This is a genomic window from Pedobacter sp. AK013, assembly GCF_014205835.1.
Lineage (GTDB): Bacteria > Bacteroidota > Bacteroidia > Sphingobacteriales > Sphingobacteriaceae > Pedobacter.
Window position 1 is genome coordinate 17,720 of the sequence record NZ_JACHCQ010000016.1, and the last position, 19,235, is coordinate 36,954.

Consider the following 19,235-nt stretch of genomic DNA (forward strand, 5'->3'; position numbering starts at 1 on the left):
GTCTTTGTAGGTTTATCATTTTTTTGCCTGAGCTGTTGGTTTTATCGTGCCATTTTTTCTTGGGCTGATTACAAGAAAGAAGGCATGGTTATGGATTGTAATTGCTTGAAAAAAGCAAAATCTGTTTTTAATATATCTTTTTTTTGATGTTAGATCAATTCCTGCGTGCGTGCATAGGACAATAGTTCGGTAATAGAATTTACATTTGCTTTTGCCATCATTTTCCGTCGATGGGCCACAATGGTATGTTTGCTTAAATAGCTGCGTTCGGCCGTTTGGGCGATAGATAATCCTTCAGCAAAATACTGTAAAATTTCAAGCTCTCTTGCTGAAAAAGGGATGTTGGCCGAAACAGAATTTATTTTTTCGATCTCCGGGCTAATGTACTGCTTGCCATCATCTATCGTGCTCAGGCACTCCAATATGGTGTCAAAACCTGATGATTTGCTTACAAATCCATGCGGTTTATAACTCATTATATTAGCAATCGCCACCGGACTCGCCACCGAACTCACGATAATAATGATCACATTTTTATTCAGGCGTCTTGCCTCATTGATCAACGGGAGACTGTTTTTATTTTCTAAATAATGATCTAAGAATAGGTAGATAGGCGCCTTAGGGTTTTTAATCAGGAACTGGCTTAGCTCGCTCTCCTCATTTAATGTATGAACCGCGCGAAAAAGCTCAAGTCGTTCTACCAATGCTGAAAATGAATCGGCAAATAAAAGATGGTCGTCAAAAACAATTGCTATTGCCTCTTTTTTGTTCATATATATTCAATTAATAATTAAGATAAAAGCAAAAAAGCAGAATTTGATATGTGGCCTGTTAGCATAATTTCAGCGGCGTTAAACGATAAATCAACCTCATGGGTTATTCCACTGTATATACTACTTATAGAATAGGTATGTTTAACATAGATTTGACTAAAGTTAACAAGAAGCTTGTTTTTGGGCTCCATATGTTTGGTTCTGATGTGGTTGATATTCCTCTGCTGATTGATTTTTCACATGCTGAAGGTAAATAAACTGGCCAAAAGTGTGATTATAATTCTTTTGTGAAAATAGCAAATTATTGCTATTTGACTAAAAAAAAGATGCATATTATTGCCTTTTGTTATCTCTGCTGCACCAACTTATTTTAATATCCTGTAGTTTAGCTTGCAAACAATATTTGAGGGGCTTAATGGGAAATCAAATAAAACTGGAGCGACATTTTGTTGTGGTCCAATTACACCTCGAATACCAGCTGACTTAATAAGGATATAAAAAAATAATCACGATGAGACTAATTATTAAAAATGCAGATAATGCCCAGATCGGTCCTGCTGTTCAACCAAACCGGTTAAATGTAGAGATTTCTGGAATAGAGCCTTCTGATATACTCATTCATGTAAACATAGACCAAATTATAAATTACTATGGGATAACTGAATTGCTGGACACTATTGGCGATCAGGAAATCCGTACCCATCTTTCGGAGCTCAGCAAAGAAACTGCCATTTTATAAGTAATTCCCAATAGCAATACATACCCGGAAAAGCTTTATAGATCTAGGCATTTTTTAGTGTTTTAATAATCATTATTCTTAGGGGCGATGATTACCTGAGTGGACCGATCCAAACCATCTCAAACTGGTTTCCTAGAGGCTCCGCGAAATATTTGCCCAGCATAAGATACCAATGCATTAATTACCAGTGGTATCATAGCATCAATTCTAATACTTTAATGCAGGGGCTTTTTACTGCAATTACGAACTTTTTTGTAGAGAATTTGAGGTGAACTAAATGTAGTTCATCATCTACGATAATACGGTCGGGATCATTGACAAGTGAGGCCCAGATTGGCCGTTTTCATTGGTCATGCAGCCTAATGTATCATAAGCTTTGATCCTGATATGTAGATATATTTATGTTAGGCAGTAATCTGTTCAACCACATCTAATGATTTAGAGTCCCCAGCTTAGATACTACCTGTAATTCTTCGTTGCACCAACAATAGCGTGAGTTTAATTTGTATTTAATAATGATGATGATGTCTTTTCAATTTGACAAGATTAACCTTGTAATGTAAACTTAATGTGATGAAATAACACCTGTTTATGTTGATTTTTGATGTTTTATAAGTTAATTTGCTAAAACTTTTCCTACGGCAATGAATAGCTATGAATCTTTTACGGATACCCAGCTAATTTCCCATTTACAGAGTGGTGATCAAGGTGCATTTACGGAGGTATACCGTAGATTTTGGGATAAAATATTTGCGGTAGCTTATCATCGTTTGGCTAACCAGGCTGAAGCTGAGGAAATTGTACAGGAAGTGTTTTTAAGTCTTTGGAAACGGCGTTCCAATCTGCAGATAAAGTATACGCTTAATACCTACTTAAGTGCAGCAACCAAATACCAGGTTATTAACAAACAAAGCAGGGGGCATTTTAATAAGGGTGAAAAAAAATCGCTTGAAGAAATTGTTGAACAAGGGATTGATACGACGGAATTATGGTTTTCTGAACGTGAGCTCAGGCAGGAATTAGATAAACATATTAATAATCTTCCACTTAAATGCCGCTTAATATTTAAAATGAGCAGGGAAAACTATAAATCAAATGCAGAAATAGCCGAAGAACTAAATGTATCTGAAAAAACAGTCGAAGCTCACATCACCAGGGCGCTCAAAATTTTGAAGGATAAATTGGGCGTTGGATTACCATTAATTGTATATCTTCTTTCAAAATAAAATTTATTTTAAATTCAATGTAGGGTAAGGCCGCCTTGGTGTGACTATATGCTAAATCGGCATATAAATTGGATCAACGCGAAAAAACCTACTCAATACCTGAAATTGCCTACAAGTGGCAAAAAGGAACCGCTACGCAAGAAGAAAAAGTCTTCTACGAGCAATGGTATGCTTCTTTTAATGATGAAGAAGTGGATCTTCGGGAAACTGATTATACCGGTTTCCAGGAATTGGAAAAAAGTCTTTATTCCAAAATAAGCGCTGGGATTAAAGACGAAAAAATAAAACCTCTAAAATCTAAACTTTTTCCGATCTGGTTTACAAGTGCGGCAGCCATACTGCTGGTAGTTTTTGGTTATCTGGCTTACCAATCTGGTTGGTTTAGCTTGCTTATTGCACCTGATAAAACTAAAGCCGAGATTTTGCCTGGAACGAATATGGCAACTTTGAAGCTGTCTAGTGGTAAAATTTTGCAGTTAAGTAATCGTAAACTCGGTTTAAAAATCGATTCTGCTGATCTGGAATATATGGATGGAAGTGGCATTGCTTTAGACAAAACTAGTGCTGTAACTAAAGAAATGGAGATTAAAACGCCAAATGGGGGTACTTACCAGGTTGAACTGCCAGATGGTACAAAGGTTTGGCTTAATGCAGCAAGTAGTATTTTGCTTGCTGCAAACTTTTCATCAAACTTCGAGAGGCGTTTGAAGCTACAGGGCGAGGCTTACTTTGAGGTTGCAAAAGTAACCACATCTGTTAATGGTGTTAAACAACGGAAGCCTTTTATTATTACCGTTAACAATAAATCTATCGAGGTGCTCGGTACTCATTTTAATGTAAGGGCTTATACTAACGAACCATCGCTTAAAACCACATTGCTTGAGGGCAGCGTAAGGGTTGTTGATGGTAATACCGCTAAAAAGTTAGTTCCTGGCGAGCAGGCAACTGCAATAAATGGACTTATAAATGTGAATAAAGTTGAAGTGGAAGAGGCCGTTGCATGGAAGAATGGGAATTTTCAGTTCAGCAATGAGGGAATAGAACGGATTATGCAGGATATTGCCAGGTGGTATAATATAGAAGTAGTTTACAATGGGCCGGTTACTAAAGAAAGCTTCGGTGGAGCGATCTCGAGAAATAAACCACTGCAGGATGTGCTTTCATCGCTTGAAGAAACAGGTGGGGTACATTTCAAAATTGAAGGAAGGAGGGTAATTGTTATGCCATAAAATTGCACACAAACACGTTCTAAAAAGAACCGGAGGTGAGACGAAGCACCCCCGGCTGTAAATTTGGAGCGGTATAAATGAAGATTGATATTCAACTAAACCAAACAACCAAACAAAGTGGAATGCCATTGCGCTCGCAATTGGTATTCGATTCAAATGTATGAAAAAATCCATTTCAATAGACGATAAGCCAATCGCTTGTCGTTTTAGGCAAAATATGGGCTTTATAACGAAGGTAGCCATACTTTTGTTTACCATTTTTGCCTTTCAGTTAGGTAGTAGTAAAGCACAAACTGTTACCCTATCAAAAAGTAATGCAAAAATTATTGATGTTTTCAAGGAAATCAGAAAACAGACAGGGTACGATTTCGTATACACCTCCAGGCATATTAACGAAGCAAAACCTGTAACCATAAATTTAAAAAATGCCTCACTAGAAAATGCCTTGGCAGCTTGTTTTAAGGATCAGCCGTTGAGTTATTCTATTCAAAATAAAACCATTATTGTAAAACCGAAAGAAGTTGTACAAACGCCCAGGAGTTCATCTTCTCCTGTAACGAAAATCAGGGAGATAAGTGGACAGGTAACCGGTCCGGGTGGGCGGCCACTGCCAGGAGTAACCGTACTTTCAAAGGAATTAAATGTGAGGACGGTAACGGATAAAGACGGACATTACCAGATCAAAGTATCGGATGAAAAAGAAGCTACGCTGATTTTTTCTTATATCGGCATGCAATCCAGGGAGATTGCTGTAACCAGCCTCCAGAATTTAAATGTAACACTTACAGAAACCGTTAAAGAAATGGAAGAGATGGTTGTAACCGGTTACCAGGTGCTTAAGAAAAGCGATGTAGTAGGATCTGTTGCTTCTATTAATGCAAAAGACTTAAATTTTAACGGTATCAATACCTTAGAGCAGGCATTGCAAGGTAAATTGGCCGGTTTGGTAGTAACCAGTCCAAGTGGATTAGCCGGTACCAAGCAAAATGTTAGGGTGAGGGGTACTTCAACGTTAATCGGTACGCAAGAGCCAATATGGGTGGTAGATGGCATTATCCAGGAAGATCCGCTACCTTTTAAAGCACAGGAACTGAATACCGCTGGTGGGATAACTACAGATAACTTCGATTATATTCGAAATTTCGTAGGAAACTCTATCCGCTGGTTAAATCCAAATGACATACAAGAAATAACCGTGTTGAAAGATGCATCGGCCACAGCCATTTACGGGGTACGTGCTGCTAATGGCGTAATTGTTATTACGACAAAAAAAGGACAGGTTGGACCGCCAACCATTAATTATTCCACTAATTTCAGTATAACCGATAAGGTGAGTTATGAGAAACTGAACCTGATGAATTCTAAAGAACGGGTGGCTGTATCTCGAGAAATCTTTGACAGGGGGCTTACTTCTCCTTCGGTGAATAACAGCATTGGTTACGCCGGTGCGATAAATGAATACTTGTATTTAAAAACGATCAATGAGGCCGAGTTTAATGCCAAAGTGGCTGCTATGGAAACGGTGAATACCGACTGGTTCGGCCTGTTGTTTAGAACGCCGATCAGTACCTCGCATAACTTAGGTATTTCTGGCGGTAATGCATCCACCAGGTATTATTCTTCTTTTGGTTACAACGCAAATAATGGTACCGCTATCGGTAATGATACGCGTAGTTTCACAGGCAACTTATCCATGACTTCACAACTATGGAAAAACCTAAACTTAGGTTTGCGTTTATCTGCTTCTAAGAATGTCACCAACGGTTTTTATCAACTATCACCTTATGATTACGCCTCTAAAGTAAACCGGGCAATTGCGGCTTATAATCCTAATGGAGAGCTAAGTTTTTATCGTAACAGTTCTGGCTATTTGTTCAATTTTATCAATGAAAGGGATGAAACGGGTAACGTGAACAATACCTTGACTACAAATGCAGTAATGGATGTGAACTATCAAATCCTGAAAAATTTGAGATTTCAAACCTTATTCAGTTACAGCGCCTCTGCTACTAACGGATCTACCTATGCAACGGAAAAAACAGAATATGTTTCGAAAACTTTGAGGTACGCCGAATACGGTCTTAAGCCTACGGATGCGGCCTATATCAACTCAAGATTGCCGGTGGGTGGCGAGTTTAATGAGATTAACAGCACCAATCGTACTTGGGGCTGGCGTAATAGTCTTTCCTATAGCCAAGTATTTGCTAAAAAACATGCTTTTAGTGCCATGTTGGGTATAGAAACCAATGCTACTCAATATGATGGCTATCAAGCTACAAGTTATGGTTATCTAAGAGATCGTGGAAAATCTTTTGCGTCTTTACCCCTTACGGTAGGCACGTTGAAAACAGTGAATACCTTATTGGTTGGGAATTCGCCAAGCATCACTGATCGAAAAGTAAATACCATGGGCGTTTACCTAACAGCTAGCTATTCTTATGACAGTAGATATGTAGTTAACGTTAGCGTTAGAAATGACAGGTCTAATCGTTTCGGTCAATTTACCAATGAAAAGTTTAACCCGGTTTGGGCTGGAGGTCTCCGTTGGAATATAGCTAATGAGAAATGGTTTGAACAAACTAATTGGCTAAGTGGCTTAAGTTTACGTAGTTCACTCGGGTATCAGCGTAATATAGCTGCTAATGTAAGTCCTGATCTGATCATTAAAATCCCTACGGGAGCAGCTGCTAATAGTACAGATTCGTTTAGTGGTGATGCACTTCTAACGGTAAAAAACCTACCCTATGGCGATTTACGTTGGGAACAAACGCTGAGTGTAAATTTGGGACTAGACTGGAGCCTCTTTAAAAATAAAGTAAGTGGCACTTTTGAGTACTATACCAAAAGTGGCAAGGACCTCATTACAAGTTTGAATGTAGCATCTGAATACGGAGTAACTTCTATGTATGTAAATGGAGGAACCATGAAGAATTCGGGATACGAAGTTTCTGCAGGTTTTGTGCCTGTTAGAACTAGAAATTTTACTTGGTCAGTAAACTTGAATACTTCGAAAAATATCAATGAAATTACCAAGACCGGACCGCAGGTAGTAAGCTGGCAAACTGCTGCCTCAGGGCAATTAAATGTGGTAGGTAAGCCGGTTTCAGCGTTCTATGCTTTCAAAACTACCGGAATAAATCCTGCTACAGGCGAGCCTATGATCGATCTTTCTTTAGCACCGGGTGCCAATCCCAATGATCCTACATCTTTTATGCAATACATGGGGAAATTAGATCCGGATTTTACTTCTGGTCTGGGCATGAATTTTAGATATAAGATGCTTACGCTAAGTAGTTCGTTTTACCTGCAAGTAGGTGGCAGCCGCTTTTTGGCACCTTTATATAACTATGCTAGTACCAATAGTGGATTGCCAACAGAGTATGAAAATCTTTCACGTTTAATCTTAGATAGGTGGACACCATCTAACCCTAACGCCACTGTTCCGGCACTTCCTAACGGTACACTTCCTAATGTAGCTTTACCGAACGGCGATAATAGAGCTGGGAACAATTTATATACTTTTTATAACTATAGCACGGATAGAGTAGTAAGCGCTACAAGCTTGCGTTGTAACAACGTGAATGTGAGTTACATCTTGCCAGAAACAGTGGTTAAAAAGTTGAAATGTAAAAACATAGCTGTAGGTGGTGGTGTGTCTAATCCGTTTTCGATCAATAATGCCAATTTTAGGGGAATAGATCCCGAAGTTGCGTTTGGGGGGCAACCACGCACCAGAAGTTATACGCTAAACCTAAACCTTAGTTTTTAAAGAAATGAAAAAGATATTTTTATATAACCTCATCTTCCTCGCCACGACATTTTGTTCATGTAAGAAATTTCTAGAGGAGTATAGTCAGGATGAAATGCGCCCAGGTTCTACAGAGGACTTGCAAGCTTTAATGTATAGCGATGCCTATCCTTATATTGCCGCAATGGAAACCTTTGATGCTTTAACTGACGATGTTCAAAATAATCCTCTAGTATACACTAACGGTGCTCCTGTAGCTACCTACTTTGCGAAGGTACAAGAGGCTACTTTGATGTACACTTTTAATCCGACGATGTTTGATGGCGTTAATACTGCGCTAACGGCACAAAATGTTTACAGCAACGCTTATGCAAAAATAAAGGGTTGTAATGTAGTCATCGATCATTTAGATAAAGTTTCTGGTACTGTTGCCAATAAAAATGCCCTATTAGGACAGTGTCTTTTTTTAAGATCGTTTTATTATCTGAAGCTAGCTACTTTATATTGTCAGATGTACAATGCGCCTGGCGTAGATCCCAACACTGCATTAGGTGTGCCACTGGTATTAAGTAGCCAAGTACGTGATGGCGGTTTAACGAGAAATACCTTAAAGGAGGTGTATGATCGGATTGAGAAAGACTTGGTCTCCGCAGAAGATCTGTTAAGAAACAGTAATTACACGCCAGTAAATTCATATCGTGTAGGCGCTGATGTAGCCGCTGGCTTGCTTTCTCGCTTTTACCTTTATCGTGGGGCAGATGGCGATTGGGATAAGGCTATCCAAAGCGCTGGTCGTGTTTTGGAAAATAGACCGGTATTAACCTTTTTAGCCAGCCAAGTAGGTGCCGGTGGATCAATTACCCCCAACGGCATCTATAATATTGCTAATCCAGAAATACTCTGGATTTGTCAGGGCGTTTATCCAAGTATGTTTGCTGCAGATTTCTTATCCTCCATCCCACCATTTACCGTATCGGCTGATCTGATTGCACAGTACGATAAGGGGACGGGAACGTCAAACTATGGTGACTTACGTTATCAGTATTTCTTTCAATTTTTTACGTCAAGTGGCAGTAAGTTCGCTTACAGGACAGGTAAAAATATGCTAAATACGACCGCATCAGGAGCAAAGGGAATGCGGGTAGCAGAAATTTATTTGAACCGTGCGGAGGCGTACGCAAGAAAATACTTGAATAGCGGAAACACTTCAGATAAAGACGCGGCATTAAGTGATCTGAATACACTTAGAAGAAGTCGTTATGACACTCGAAATACCGCTTATGTACCAGTAGTCATTTCTGATGCGCAGGCGCTTTATAAATTTTGCCAGGAAGAGAGAAGAAGAGAACTGTGTTTAGAAGATGGCCATCGTTTTATTGACCTTAAACGATGGGGGCTAGGTGTAACGCATGTTTTTACCGGTACAGATAATGTGACTGCCACCTATAACCTGGCGGCTAATAGTCTGCTATTTGCCTTGCCTATTCCATCTTTTGCCATGTCGGCGAATACAAGCCTGGTTCAAAATCCTAGATAACCTTAACAGATCTTAACCTTTTGATCATGAAAAATTATTTGAACATATTTCTTTTAATAGCCATTTTTGCTGGCGTCAGCTCCTGTAAAAAAGCTGAAGAGTCGTTAACACCATCTGGAGTTAACATGATTTACACGTTACCACAGGGGAATAACTCCTTTGATCAAACGATAGTAAATTACTATAATAACTACGGGAGCTATTTACTATATAAATTTACAGAGCGAGATGCTTATTGGACGCCTACCGGGTGGAGAAGACCTACACCGAGCGATGCACCAAGCCCTTGGACTGGAACAGATGTTGCCGCTGCAGACCCTAATGCGGTTGCAGCACAATTAGATTTGTTAGATAAAAGCTTGTTCAAGCTTTATCCCAAATCTTTTCTCAAGGAATTTATGCCCGTAAAGTTATTATTGTGTAGTAAAGTCGATTCTATTTACACCACTTATGTATTTACCCCAGTCTATACACCTACAAGAAACGCCAAGAAAATTCCAGCTTTCTATAGTTATGATAATATCTATATCAACTATGGAGATGCGACGGTAAATCAGATGAGCGCCGCGGAAAAGTTATTTTTTTTGGCGAGGGTAAATCAGGTTTTCTTTCAAAGTATTAATGATCGTGGACTGATCAAAGCAACCAACGATTTTATCCTAAGCGCAGATTACAGTTCAAGTAACGCCAGCCAGGCGGTTGCATACGGTAAAGGGATTGTGGGAACCTATATTTCTTCTAGCGCTACAACTGACTGGGCAGCATACGTAATGGCTATGGTCACTTTATCGGAGGCTGATTTAAATCGTTCTGTTCCAAACACCAATACAAGTTTGGTAGGTATCTTAAATCCAACAAAAGACACCAATGGATTGATCAAAAAGCGGTACAACCTTGTTAGAAATTATTTCATTAACACCTATCAGGTAGACCCCCAGGTTATCGGTAACAAATCGCGAGGTCTGTAAATCCGGAGAGGATTAATTAACAAAATGGTGCTGCTTTTTAATGCGCGGCACCATTTTCTAAACACATATATAAATGAAAAGAGTTATAAGGTTATTATTGTTGGCACATTTTTGCCTGTATATGCAGGCACAGGCACAAAAAAACACTGAACTTCCTACAATTGAAACCTTCATAAAATCATCTGCTGTAAAGCATACGGGTATTTTCAATATCTATCTTCAGGAAGATAAATATTACCTGGAACTGCCTGATTCTTTGCTCAACCGGGATATTCTGGCAATGATCGTGATCAACAAAGGATCGGCGCAGGTAGCCCGGGATCCTAGAAAACGTTTTGGATTTGCAGGCGATGTGGTAAATGAAGGGGTATTCAAATTCAACAAAAATACCAATGGTACAATATTTATAGAGCAGTCGCAGTTCTATATTGCACCCAAAAAAGATGGCGGTGATTATTACCAGCTATTGAAGGATAAGCAAAGGGCTGTTTTTTTTACCTTGAATACCGTTGCACGGGCCGACCATGCTAATTTAATCGATGTTACCCCTGCACTTAATGCCGATCTGCCCATATTATCACTTAACGGGGCAAAAGAAGAGCTTGGGTTAGGGGCCTATCAAGCTAATCTTTCTAAGCAGTTGGCTATTACAAGCTACAAAAATAACACTGTCTTCCGCTCGCTCCGTGCTTATGGAGCGGGTTCCCTTAAACCTGAGTTAAATTCTGCAGAACCTGTAGAACCACAATCTAAGCCAGACACTCAAGTTCCTTTGGAAACAGGGCCAACAGCGTGGGAAATCGGTGCAAGCTGGTTTTTGCTGCCCAAAAATCCGATGAAACAGCGTTTTGCCGATAAAAGGGTAGGTTATTTCGTTAAACCGATTAAAGATTACATAAGTAATCCTTTAAAGGTAGAAGAAAAGTTGTTGGCTGCCCGCTGGAAAATGGAGCCAAAACCTCAGGACCTGGAAAAATTCAGGCATGGCGAACTGGTTGAACCAGCAGAACAGATTGTTTTTTACATCGATAAAAATACACCCGAATACCTGAAACCTTATTTTATTAAAGGCGTAAATGCGTGGCAAAAGGTATTTGAGAAAATCGGTTTTAAGAATGCAATTGTAGCTAAATTGGAACCAACACCCGCTGAAGATCCATCTTTCGCTATTGATAACATCAATTACTCGGTTATTTCTTATAAGCCTTCTACTACGGCCAATGCTTATGGCCCTATGGTTGTAGATCCGCGTTCCGGTCAAATTTTAAGTTCGCATGTGGCCGTTTTTAATAATATTACCGATTTGTTGCAGCGTTGGTATTTTGTGATGTGTGCCGCCAACGATACCAATGCCCGAAAATTACCACTGTCTAAAGATATCATGGGGCGGCTTGCCCAAACGGTAATCACCCACGAGGTTGGCCATACTTTGGGTTTACGACATGATTTTGCAGGTAGCTGCAGTTATGATGTAGATAGTGTGCGTAAACGCGATTACGTAGCTAAAAACGGGTTTGGAGCATCTATTATGGATTATCTGAGGTTTAACTATGTAGCGCAGCCAGAAGATGGTTTTACTGCAGAAGAGTTATTCCCCAAAATTGGTGTGTATGATGAATTTGCCATATCGTGGGGGTATAAATATTTCCCTAAAGATAATGATGCCTTTACAGAAGCAGAAGCATTGAAAAATTGGGTTACGCAAAAACGGTCTGATCCCAGGTTGTTTTATTTTCCTGAGGGCGATTTTTACGATCCCCGGGTGCAATCTGAAGATATGGGCAGCAATGCTATGCAGGCAGGTAGCCTGGGCATAAAAAATTTAAAGCTCATCATGAAAAATATGGAAGAATGGTTGGAAAGCGATGACGACCAAAACTTTACGATGATGAAAAAAATGCACAGTGCAGTAGCCAGTCGTTATAATGAATACCTCGCTCATGTTTTGAAAAACATCGGCGGCAGATATGCCGATCAATCGCTGGTAGCAGAAGCCAAACCCAACTATGTACCAGTAAGCAGGTCTACACAAAAAGAAGCAATGGCTTTCATCAATACCTATTATTTTCAGGAACCGTCTTGGATGTTCCCCCAGAATATTACCGATAAAACCCGGTTTGTTTTTGACGGACAGGTATCTGCAGATTATGAAACATTTATGGGTAAGATATTTTATAAATTTTCTGCTATTTCGAAAAATCAGCGTATTGTCGGTCAAAACCCTTATACCGTAAGCGAATTTTTGGAGGATATTTATCAGGGGCTTTTTGCAGATGTTGACAATTCTGCACCAATACCTGCCTACAGGAAAATGCTACAGCGTTCTTATGTAAATAAACTACTAACGGCTGTTTATAATCCTGCAAGTTTCGAAGCCGATGTTGCAGTTCTGCTTAAGCAACAAATAGAAAAGGTTAAGCAATCTTGCGATTCAGCCTTACCCAAAAAAAAGGATCAGGTTTCCAAAGATCATCTTAAAGCTATTTCTGATATGATCCAGCAATGGAAGGCAGACCATCAATCACAACAAAGTTCATAACCAGTAATATAAAAATGAGAAAAATATTATCCACGTTGATGTTCTGTATAACATTGGCTTTGCAAGTTACCGCACAACAACCAAAAACAGGTAATCCACTAAGCTTTGATAAATTCTTTAAAGAGAAGATGAAAGTGGTTGCCGGCACTTTCCCTGTTTACCAGCTAGACGACAAATATTACCTGCAAATTGGCTCGAAACAACTGAACAAAGACCTTTTGGTTGTGGGAGATATCCGCTATGGTTCTTCCACGATTTCTAAATCTTCTGGCGTTTTACGTTTCACTAAGGGAGGAGATGAAAATTTATATGTGATTAAAAGTAATTACAGCGAGCAGGCGATAGACAATGATGCGATGGCAACTTTACTAAGTGGCTCAACCTTGGCGCCAATTAATTATACCTTCAGAATTGAAGCCTTAGGTAAGGATACCGGAAGTTACATTATAGATATCACTAAACAACTGATTGATGGTGGTGAGCTTTTCTCTTTCAAGAATTATAATCTCATTGCCAATCCAGATGCTTCAAGATCGGGGGTTGATGGCGTAATGGCCATTAACAATGGCGTGGCTTTCAATGTGTATCGGTCCCAGAATAACCCTGGCCGCGATTACAATGGCAAGCCAATAGATCAGGCAATTACCGTACAGTTGGCTTTGGTACTGCAGCAACTTGCTGATGTGCCGATGCCGATTAAAATAGCAGATAGGCGAATAGGTTTTGATACCCGTTCCTTTACTGATTTTGGCATAGCAGGCTATGCGGCGAAAAAGGTGAATATGATCAAAAAATGGAATATTCAGGTAAAACCAGAAGATGTAGCTAAATACCAGGCCGGTGTTTTGGTTTCGCCGCAAAGGCCTATAGTGGTTTATTTGCATTCATCAATTCCTAAATTTTTACAGGCTGCAGTTAAAGATGGCATACTGGCATGGAACAAGTGTTTTGAAACCGCCGGATTTAAAAACGTGATCAGGGTGGTGCTCCCTGAAAATGGCGGGCAGGTTTTAATGGAAGAAGGCAGTGTTGTTGTAGCCTGGGGCGGTGTAGCACCGCTAGCTGCTGTAGAAATGGTTGACGATCCGCGTACCGGCGAAATAAAAACAGCTAAAATAACTTTTTCAGATACGGTGATAGATAATTTATTGCAGAAATATTTTATACAATGCGGGTTGCAGGATGTGCGCATTCAAAAAGATGCTTATGCCCCTGCGGTGCGTCAGGACATATTAAAGTTCAAGGCTACCCAGGCTATGGCGCTGGTATTGGGCATGCTGCCAAACTATGCAGCAAGTGCTGCATTTACACCTCAGCAGGTTAGTGATCCTAATTGGGTAGCTAAAAATGGTTTCACAGCTTCAGTTACCGACGATCTTGAGTTTAACTACCTGATGCCTCCAACCAAAACGTTTAATGGCAATCTGCTTATTCCGGGCATAGGCGCTTATGATCACTTTGCTATTAACTGGGCTTACCGGCAGTTTCAGGAAGGTAAAAATCAGCCCTCTTTTTTAACTTCAGGTAAGATCAATCCCCTTTATTATTACTCAGCAGAGGATAAAAGCAGCCCGCTGGCACTGGCAAAAGATTTATCATCACAAAATATCGAGGCTGCTCAGCTGGGCATTGATAAACTCGTTGCTTTTTATCCAAAATTAAACGGAATTGCTGCCAAAATGAAAGACGATACCTGGGATACCTACATGTTGCTCGCAGCAAATTTTATTATGTCTTACGACCAGTATGTAACCAGCGTATTACCCAATATTGGTGGGAAACAACGTTACACGGTAATGAAAGGCTATAACAGTGTTCCTTTTGTTTATACACCTAAGGCCAGGCAGCAGGCTACCTTTATTTTTTTATATAACAATGTACTGAAAGGCGTTCCTTCCTGGACCCGGAACGACAGGGCGCAAGCCATAGATGGTTCTAATACAGAAACCCTGGTAACGAAAACCGCAGTAAGGGTAGTAAATTATTTGGTAAGTGCCGATTTGATCCAAAATCTGATCGACGCTGAAAAATCAGGTCAGAAAGACGTTTTTGGTACCGAAGATTTATTTACTGCTATCAATAGGTATGTTTTTTTAGATTTTGATAAGAACAAGGCGCTAAACAGCTACCAGCGCAATATACAGGCTACAGCAGTGCGGGGATTGATCAGCTTAGCTGCAAAAAATAAACTTGGCTCTGGCCTCAGCGAAATCAGCGTTGTTTTAAATGGCTACACCTCTTCTTTAGCTGATCATATTGCTAAAATGGCCAAAGAACATGCTGATTTATTAACCAGGGAACATTTTCAGCTAATGAAAATGATGATGAATAATGAACTAAATGCAAAATAGAATGAAAAAACTAATTATAGCTGCGCTACTGGTTTTAACCGGTAGTTTAACTTATGCTCAGAACAGGCAGATCAATTTCGAAAAACTTAGCTTAAAAGAAGCCTTAGCCAAAGCCAAACAAGAGAAAAAAACGGTTTTTGTAGATTGTTTTACCAGTTGGTGTGTGCCGTGTAAACAGATGGAAGCCAATGTATTTACGAAAGATAGTGTTGCTGATTTTTACAACAAAAATTTCATCAACATCAAAGTAGATATGGAAAAGGGGGAAGGGCCAGAATTGCGGAAGTTCTATGCTGTAGGTGCGTACCCCTCATATATAATACTCGATACAGCAGGTAAAGTAAAAAATAAATTTGTTGGAGGGATGCCAGTTAAAGAATTTTTAGCGAATGCACAAAAAGGGCTTTCTACCGATAGCGACGAAGCGCTTTTAAATGCCCGTTACGAGCGTGGCGAACGCATGCCTGAATTGATGCGTGCCTATATTAAACAAAAGGTAAAAGTAATGGAAATTAGCAGGGCGAAACAACTTAACGACGAATTAATGGCCTTGTTAACACCACAGCAAAAAGCCAGTCCGGAAAATTGGTTTCTATTTGGCCAAAACAGGTATACCATGTACTTGTCAGACCTCTTTAGCCCAAATTTCTTGTACCTCACTAATCATTGGAAAGATTTTGCCGAACAAAATACTAAAGATACTGTAGATAAAAAGTTATCATCTGTTTATAGACAAATTGCTTCCTGGACATTAAACGGTTTTTATTTTAAGGTGAAACCTTTTGATAAAAACAATTATGAAGCTTACAAAGCACAGATTGGCAAAACCCAAATGCCCGATAAAGCGCAATTGTTGGCATTAATGGATATTGCAATTGCGGCGGGTGAAAAAAATGAACCAGAAGTACGCAGGCTTTTGCTTAAAAATTTAAGCACTTTTTCTGAAGATAACCGAAGGATTCTTTTTGACTACCCCACATTTGTCCGTACAATAAAGGGTTTTAAATTTCCTCAAATCGAAGAACTTTCAAACGAAATCAGTAAAAGCTCTACTAATCCTTTCCTGGTTCATTTGTATCAAGACATGAAAAAAAGATATGCAGATAAAGCGAATTAGTACCATACTGGTAATTTGCCTGCTTGGTTGTATTTCGGTAATTGCACAACAGGCCGATTATTTAGCCGCACAAAAATATGATGCGCCGAACCTGGCCAAGAGAATAGGTACATTAAAAATCATTCCTTTTTTTCTTAAGAATAGTCATAAATTTTGGTTCGTGGCGAACGGATCGGCACCAATATCCAATCAATTAAATCAAGTAAATGATGCAATTTCCGGTAGTTTGCTGGCCAATGTTCATTACATTGTTGATATGGCCAGTGGTAGAAAGCAGCAGCTTTTTGATAAACCTTTAATCATCGATCAACTCAAAGCGTTAACGAAGGGAGAAGTAAATCCTGCTCAAGTGATTTATACGCCTGAATTTTCAGCCGATGAAAAAAGTGTACGGGTCAGTTATGCCGGTAAATCCTATGATTATTACTATGAGCAGAAGCAACTAATTAAACGTCAGGACAGGTTACAACAGAAAAAATCTTATCAGAACATTGGTGTTTCCTCTGATAATAAATGGGAGCTGTATACCCGCGCACATAATCTTTATATATCGGCTAAGGACAATCATTACGATGAGCATCAGCTCAGTACCGATGCAGAACCCTATTATTCATTCTGCGTAGATGAAAAAGGTGATTATAAGGTTGATAAAACTTATCCATCCATTGCTAAATGGATAAATGAAAGATATTTTTATGCATTGAGGGTAGATAAACGGAAGGTACAGACCATGTCTGTAATCCATTCGGGATTTACACCAAGGCCTTTAGTATACACCTATAAATATGAACTTCCCGGAGATCAGTATGTGGCACAGTATGAGCTGTACATTGGCGATGCGTTAAAAGGCAATATGAAAAAGGTTGATTTACAACAGTGGCCCGATCAGCAGCTGGAGGTTGTTTCTGCACCAGATAACACGCAGGAAATTTTTGTTTTACGGCGGAAAAGGACAAGGGATGAGATAGCGCTATGTGCCGTTAATTTAGCAACAGGTAATGTACGTGTGGTTATTAATGAGGTAAGTAAACCATTTATTAATGAAGATTTTTTTGATGTATCCATTATTAAAAAAGGCACAGAAATTCTGTGGTGGAGTGACCGCAGTGGTTGGGGGCAGTATTACCGCTATAGTGGTAATGGTAAATTACTCAACCGCATGGGTAAAGACAACTATACAGCGGGCAAAATACTTGCAATAGACACAGCCAGGGGCTATGCCTACCTAAACGCTTTCGGAAAAGAAGCTCATGCAAATCCCTATTACGCCAAGCTTTATAAAGTTTCTTTTGATGGTAAAAGCGAGCAGTTGCTGACACCTGAAAATGCAACACACCAGGTTTATATTTCACCCGATCGCCAGTACTTTATAGATAATTATTCAAGGATTGACCTGGAGCCGGTAACCATGCTTAGGAAGATAGATGGTAAGCCTGTAGCAGAAATATTTAAGCCTGATCTGAATAGCTTAAACGCTTACGGTTGGAAACACCCCGAACCTTTTATCGTTAAAGCAAAAGATAATGTGACAGATCTGTATGGTTTGATATGGAAACCCTTCAATTTTGATCCGAATAAAAAATACCCTGTTATTTCGCAGGTTTACCCTGGTCCGCAAATTGAAACCGTGTGGCCCGATTTTACGGTGTTGGATAAGTATAATAACGCTGCGTTGGCGCAACTGGGATTTATCGTAATAGCGGTTGGGCACAGGGGAGGATCTCCAATCCGCGATGTACATTACTATAAATTTGGATATGGAAACCTTCGCGACAATGGAATAGATGATGATAAATATGCCATTGAACAGTTAGCAGCTCGGTTTCCCTATTTCGACCTGAACAGGGTGGGGATTTTTGGACATTCGGGCGGTGGCATGATGACCATAGCTGCCATGTGTAAATACCCAGACTTTTATAAAGTAGGAGTGGCCTCTTCAGGGAACCATGATAACAGGATTTATTTACGCGCCTGGGGCGAAAGTTACCAGGGCTTAGAAAATAAAATGCCCATAAATGAAGATTTGGCCAGCAAACTTCAGGGCCATTTAATGCTTGTTACGGGAGAGGTTGATGATAATGTTAACCCTGCCAATACTTACCGGATGGTTGATGCATTGATTAAAGCGGATAAAAATTTCGATTTGTTATTGCTTCCCGGACAGAACCATCATTATGAAGGGGCTGCAAAACTTTATTTTGAGAAACGCATGAGGTCTTTTTTTGCAAGATATTTCATTGAACAAGACATTTCGCATGATAAAAAATAAACGTAGCGCTTGAGGTGCTATTCGTTTTGGATGACGACAAACGGAGTTGGTTGGATAACCGCTCCGTTTTTTATAACATTCACTGTAACCCGCATTAATTACGGTGCAAAATGAAATGCCAGGACTGTTCCTGTTTAAAAAATAACCGGCCCTGCTGAAATTAAATATTCATTAGGGCTGGCCTCTTTTTTAAAAAAAACTCGTGGAAAGAGTATAGAAAAGCATAGCTATTGTCTTATGGTAAATAAGCGAAAAATTTCGCTTGTTTGAACCAATTAACCAAATATTTAACCAAATTTCAACTCTCCATTATGAAACTATTTTACGCTGTTCATCAGTTTTTTAGATCTTCTCATCAGCTCAATTGTGTTTTTGCAAAGGTTATGTAACTACCCGCTACAAGCTTAATGCTACTGCAACTTTTGACCATTTGGTCTAAAGTAAATAACAGATAACAGGCACATTTGATGACTACCTCAGCGAAATAAGGCCACTTTACCTGTTTCGATGATCGTTTTGCAGGTTTGTCTGTAAAATGCTTTTTGGTACCTGCAGGGTGCTAGACTGCTTTGTAGTAAAATATCGAATAATATTGTGGCTCATCTATATATAGGATGTAGCTTTATTGAGCCGCGTGGCGATAGATACTCCGATTCATATTTTAAACTGGCCTAACCATTTCCAAGCCCAATACCTGGAAAGCCATGGCATGCTTTGTTCAAATCAATAGATTAACAAA

Annotated in this window: 11 protein-coding genes; 10 read left to right on the top strand and 1 reads right to left on the bottom strand. The window is 39.5% G+C overall.

Annotation, left to right across the window (positions count from 1 at the left end):
- Positions 1–149: 149 nt before the first annotated feature.
- A complete protein-coding gene (locus tag HDC90_RS12325; protein ID WP_184466770.1) occupies positions 150–773 on the bottom strand; it encodes a response regulator transcription factor in 624 nt (207 codons plus the stop codon).
- A 511-nt stretch (positions 774–1,284) separates the two neighbouring features.
- On the opposite strand from HDC90_RS12325, the gene HDC90_RS12330 reads away from it, so the two are divergent.
- The 10 genes from HDC90_RS12330 to HDC90_RS12375 all read left to right on the top strand — a co-directional run bounded on the left by HDC90_RS12330 (position 1,285) and on the right by HDC90_RS12375 (position 18,496).
- Positions 1,285–1,512 carry a hypothetical protein gene (locus tag HDC90_RS12330; RefSeq protein WP_184466772.1) on the top strand — a complete coding sequence of 76 codons (228 nt, stop codon included), beginning with the start codon at positions 1,285–1,287 and terminating at the stop codon, positions 1,510–1,512.
- A 644-nt stretch (positions 1,513–2,156) separates the two neighbouring features.
- Positions 2,157–2,738 carry an RNA polymerase sigma factor gene (locus tag HDC90_RS12335; protein ID WP_184466774.1) on the top strand — a complete coding sequence of 194 codons (582 nt, stop codon included), beginning with the start codon at positions 2,157–2,159 and terminating at the stop codon, positions 2,736–2,738.
- A gap of 68 nt (positions 2,739–2,806) precedes the next feature.
- On the top strand, positions 2,807–3,967 hold the full coding sequence (locus tag HDC90_RS12340) for a FecR family protein (protein ID WP_184466776.1): 1,161 nt from the start codon (positions 2,807–2,809) through the stop codon (positions 3,965–3,967).
- A 160-nt stretch (positions 3,968–4,127) separates the two neighbouring features.
- Positions 4,128–7,736 (top strand): SusC/RagA family TonB-linked outer membrane protein, encoded by a 3,609-nt coding sequence (locus HDC90_RS12345; RefSeq protein ID WP_184466778.1) that lies wholly within the window; start codon positions 4,128–4,130, stop codon positions 7,734–7,736.
- Positions 7,737–7,740: 4 nt separating this feature from the next.
- Positions 7,741–9,252, top strand: coding sequence for a RagB/SusD family nutrient uptake outer membrane protein (locus HDC90_RS12350; RefSeq protein ID WP_184466780.1), 1,512 nt, complete (start codon positions 7,741–7,743; stop codon positions 9,250–9,252).
- A gap of 26 nt (positions 9,253–9,278) precedes the next feature.
- Complete coding sequence (locus tag HDC90_RS12355) at positions 9,279–10,220, top strand: putative zinc-binding metallopeptidase (protein ID WP_184466782.1); 942 nt, start codon at positions 9,279–9,281, stop codon at positions 10,218–10,220.
- 73 nt (positions 10,221–10,293) lie between these two features.
- Complete coding sequence (locus tag HDC90_RS12360; RefSeq protein ID WP_184466784.1) at positions 10,294–12,759, top strand: zinc-dependent metalloprotease; 2,466 nt, start codon at positions 10,294–10,296, stop codon at positions 12,757–12,759.
- 14 nt (positions 12,760–12,773) lie between these two features.
- On the top strand, positions 12,774–15,110 hold the full coding sequence (locus HDC90_RS12365) for a zinc-dependent metalloprotease (RefSeq protein ID WP_184466786.1): 2,337 nt from the start codon (positions 12,774–12,776) through the stop codon (positions 15,108–15,110).
- Position 15,111: 1 nt separating this feature from the next.
- Positions 15,112–16,227: a DUF255 domain-containing protein gene (locus HDC90_RS12370; RefSeq protein WP_184466788.1), complete on the top strand. Its 1,116-nt coding sequence runs from the start codon at positions 15,112–15,114 to the stop codon at positions 16,225–16,227.
- Positions 16,208–18,496, top strand: a complete 2,289-nt coding sequence (locus HDC90_RS12375; protein ID WP_184466790.1) for a prolyl oligopeptidase family serine peptidase — start codon at positions 16,208–16,210, stop codon at positions 18,494–18,496. Before HDC90_RS12370 ends, HDC90_RS12375 begins: the two co-directional genes overlap by 20 nt.
- Positions 18,497–19,235: the final 739 nt, after the last annotated feature.

Bases quoted from the DNA above. Each gene is read 5' to 3' on its own strand.
- HDC90_RS12325 (WP_184466770.1), bottom strand. From the start codon at position 773: ATGAACAAAAAAGAGGCAATAGCAATTGTTTTTGACGACCATCTTTTA.
- HDC90_RS12330 (WP_184466772.1), top strand. From the start codon at position 1,285: ATGAGACTAATTATTAAAAATGCAGATAATGCCCAGATCGGTCCTGCT.
- HDC90_RS12335 (WP_184466774.1), top strand. From the start codon at position 2,157: ATGAATAGCTATGAATCTTTTACGGATACCCAGCTAATTTCCCATTTA.
- HDC90_RS12345 (WP_184466778.1), top strand. From the start codon at position 4,128: ATGAAAAAATCCATTTCAATAGACGATAAGCCAATCGCTTGTCGTTTT.
- HDC90_RS12350 (WP_184466780.1), top strand. From the start codon at position 7,741: ATGAAAAAGATATTTTTATATAACCTCATCTTCCTCGCCACGACATTT.
- HDC90_RS12355 (WP_184466782.1), top strand. From the start codon at position 9,279: ATGAAAAATTATTTGAACATATTTCTTTTAATAGCCATTTTTGCTGGC.
- HDC90_RS12360 (WP_184466784.1), top strand. From the start codon at position 10,294: ATGAAAAGAGTTATAAGGTTATTATTGTTGGCACATTTTTGCCTGTAT.
- HDC90_RS12365 (WP_184466786.1), top strand. From the start codon at position 12,774: ATGAGAAAAATATTATCCACGTTGATGTTCTGTATAACATTGGCTTTG.
- HDC90_RS12370 (WP_184466788.1), top strand. From the start codon at position 15,112: ATGAAAAAACTAATTATAGCTGCGCTACTGGTTTTAACCGGTAGTTTA.
- HDC90_RS12375 (WP_184466790.1), top strand. From the start codon at position 16,208: ATGCAGATAAAGCGAATTAGTACCATACTGGTAATTTGCCTGCTTGGT.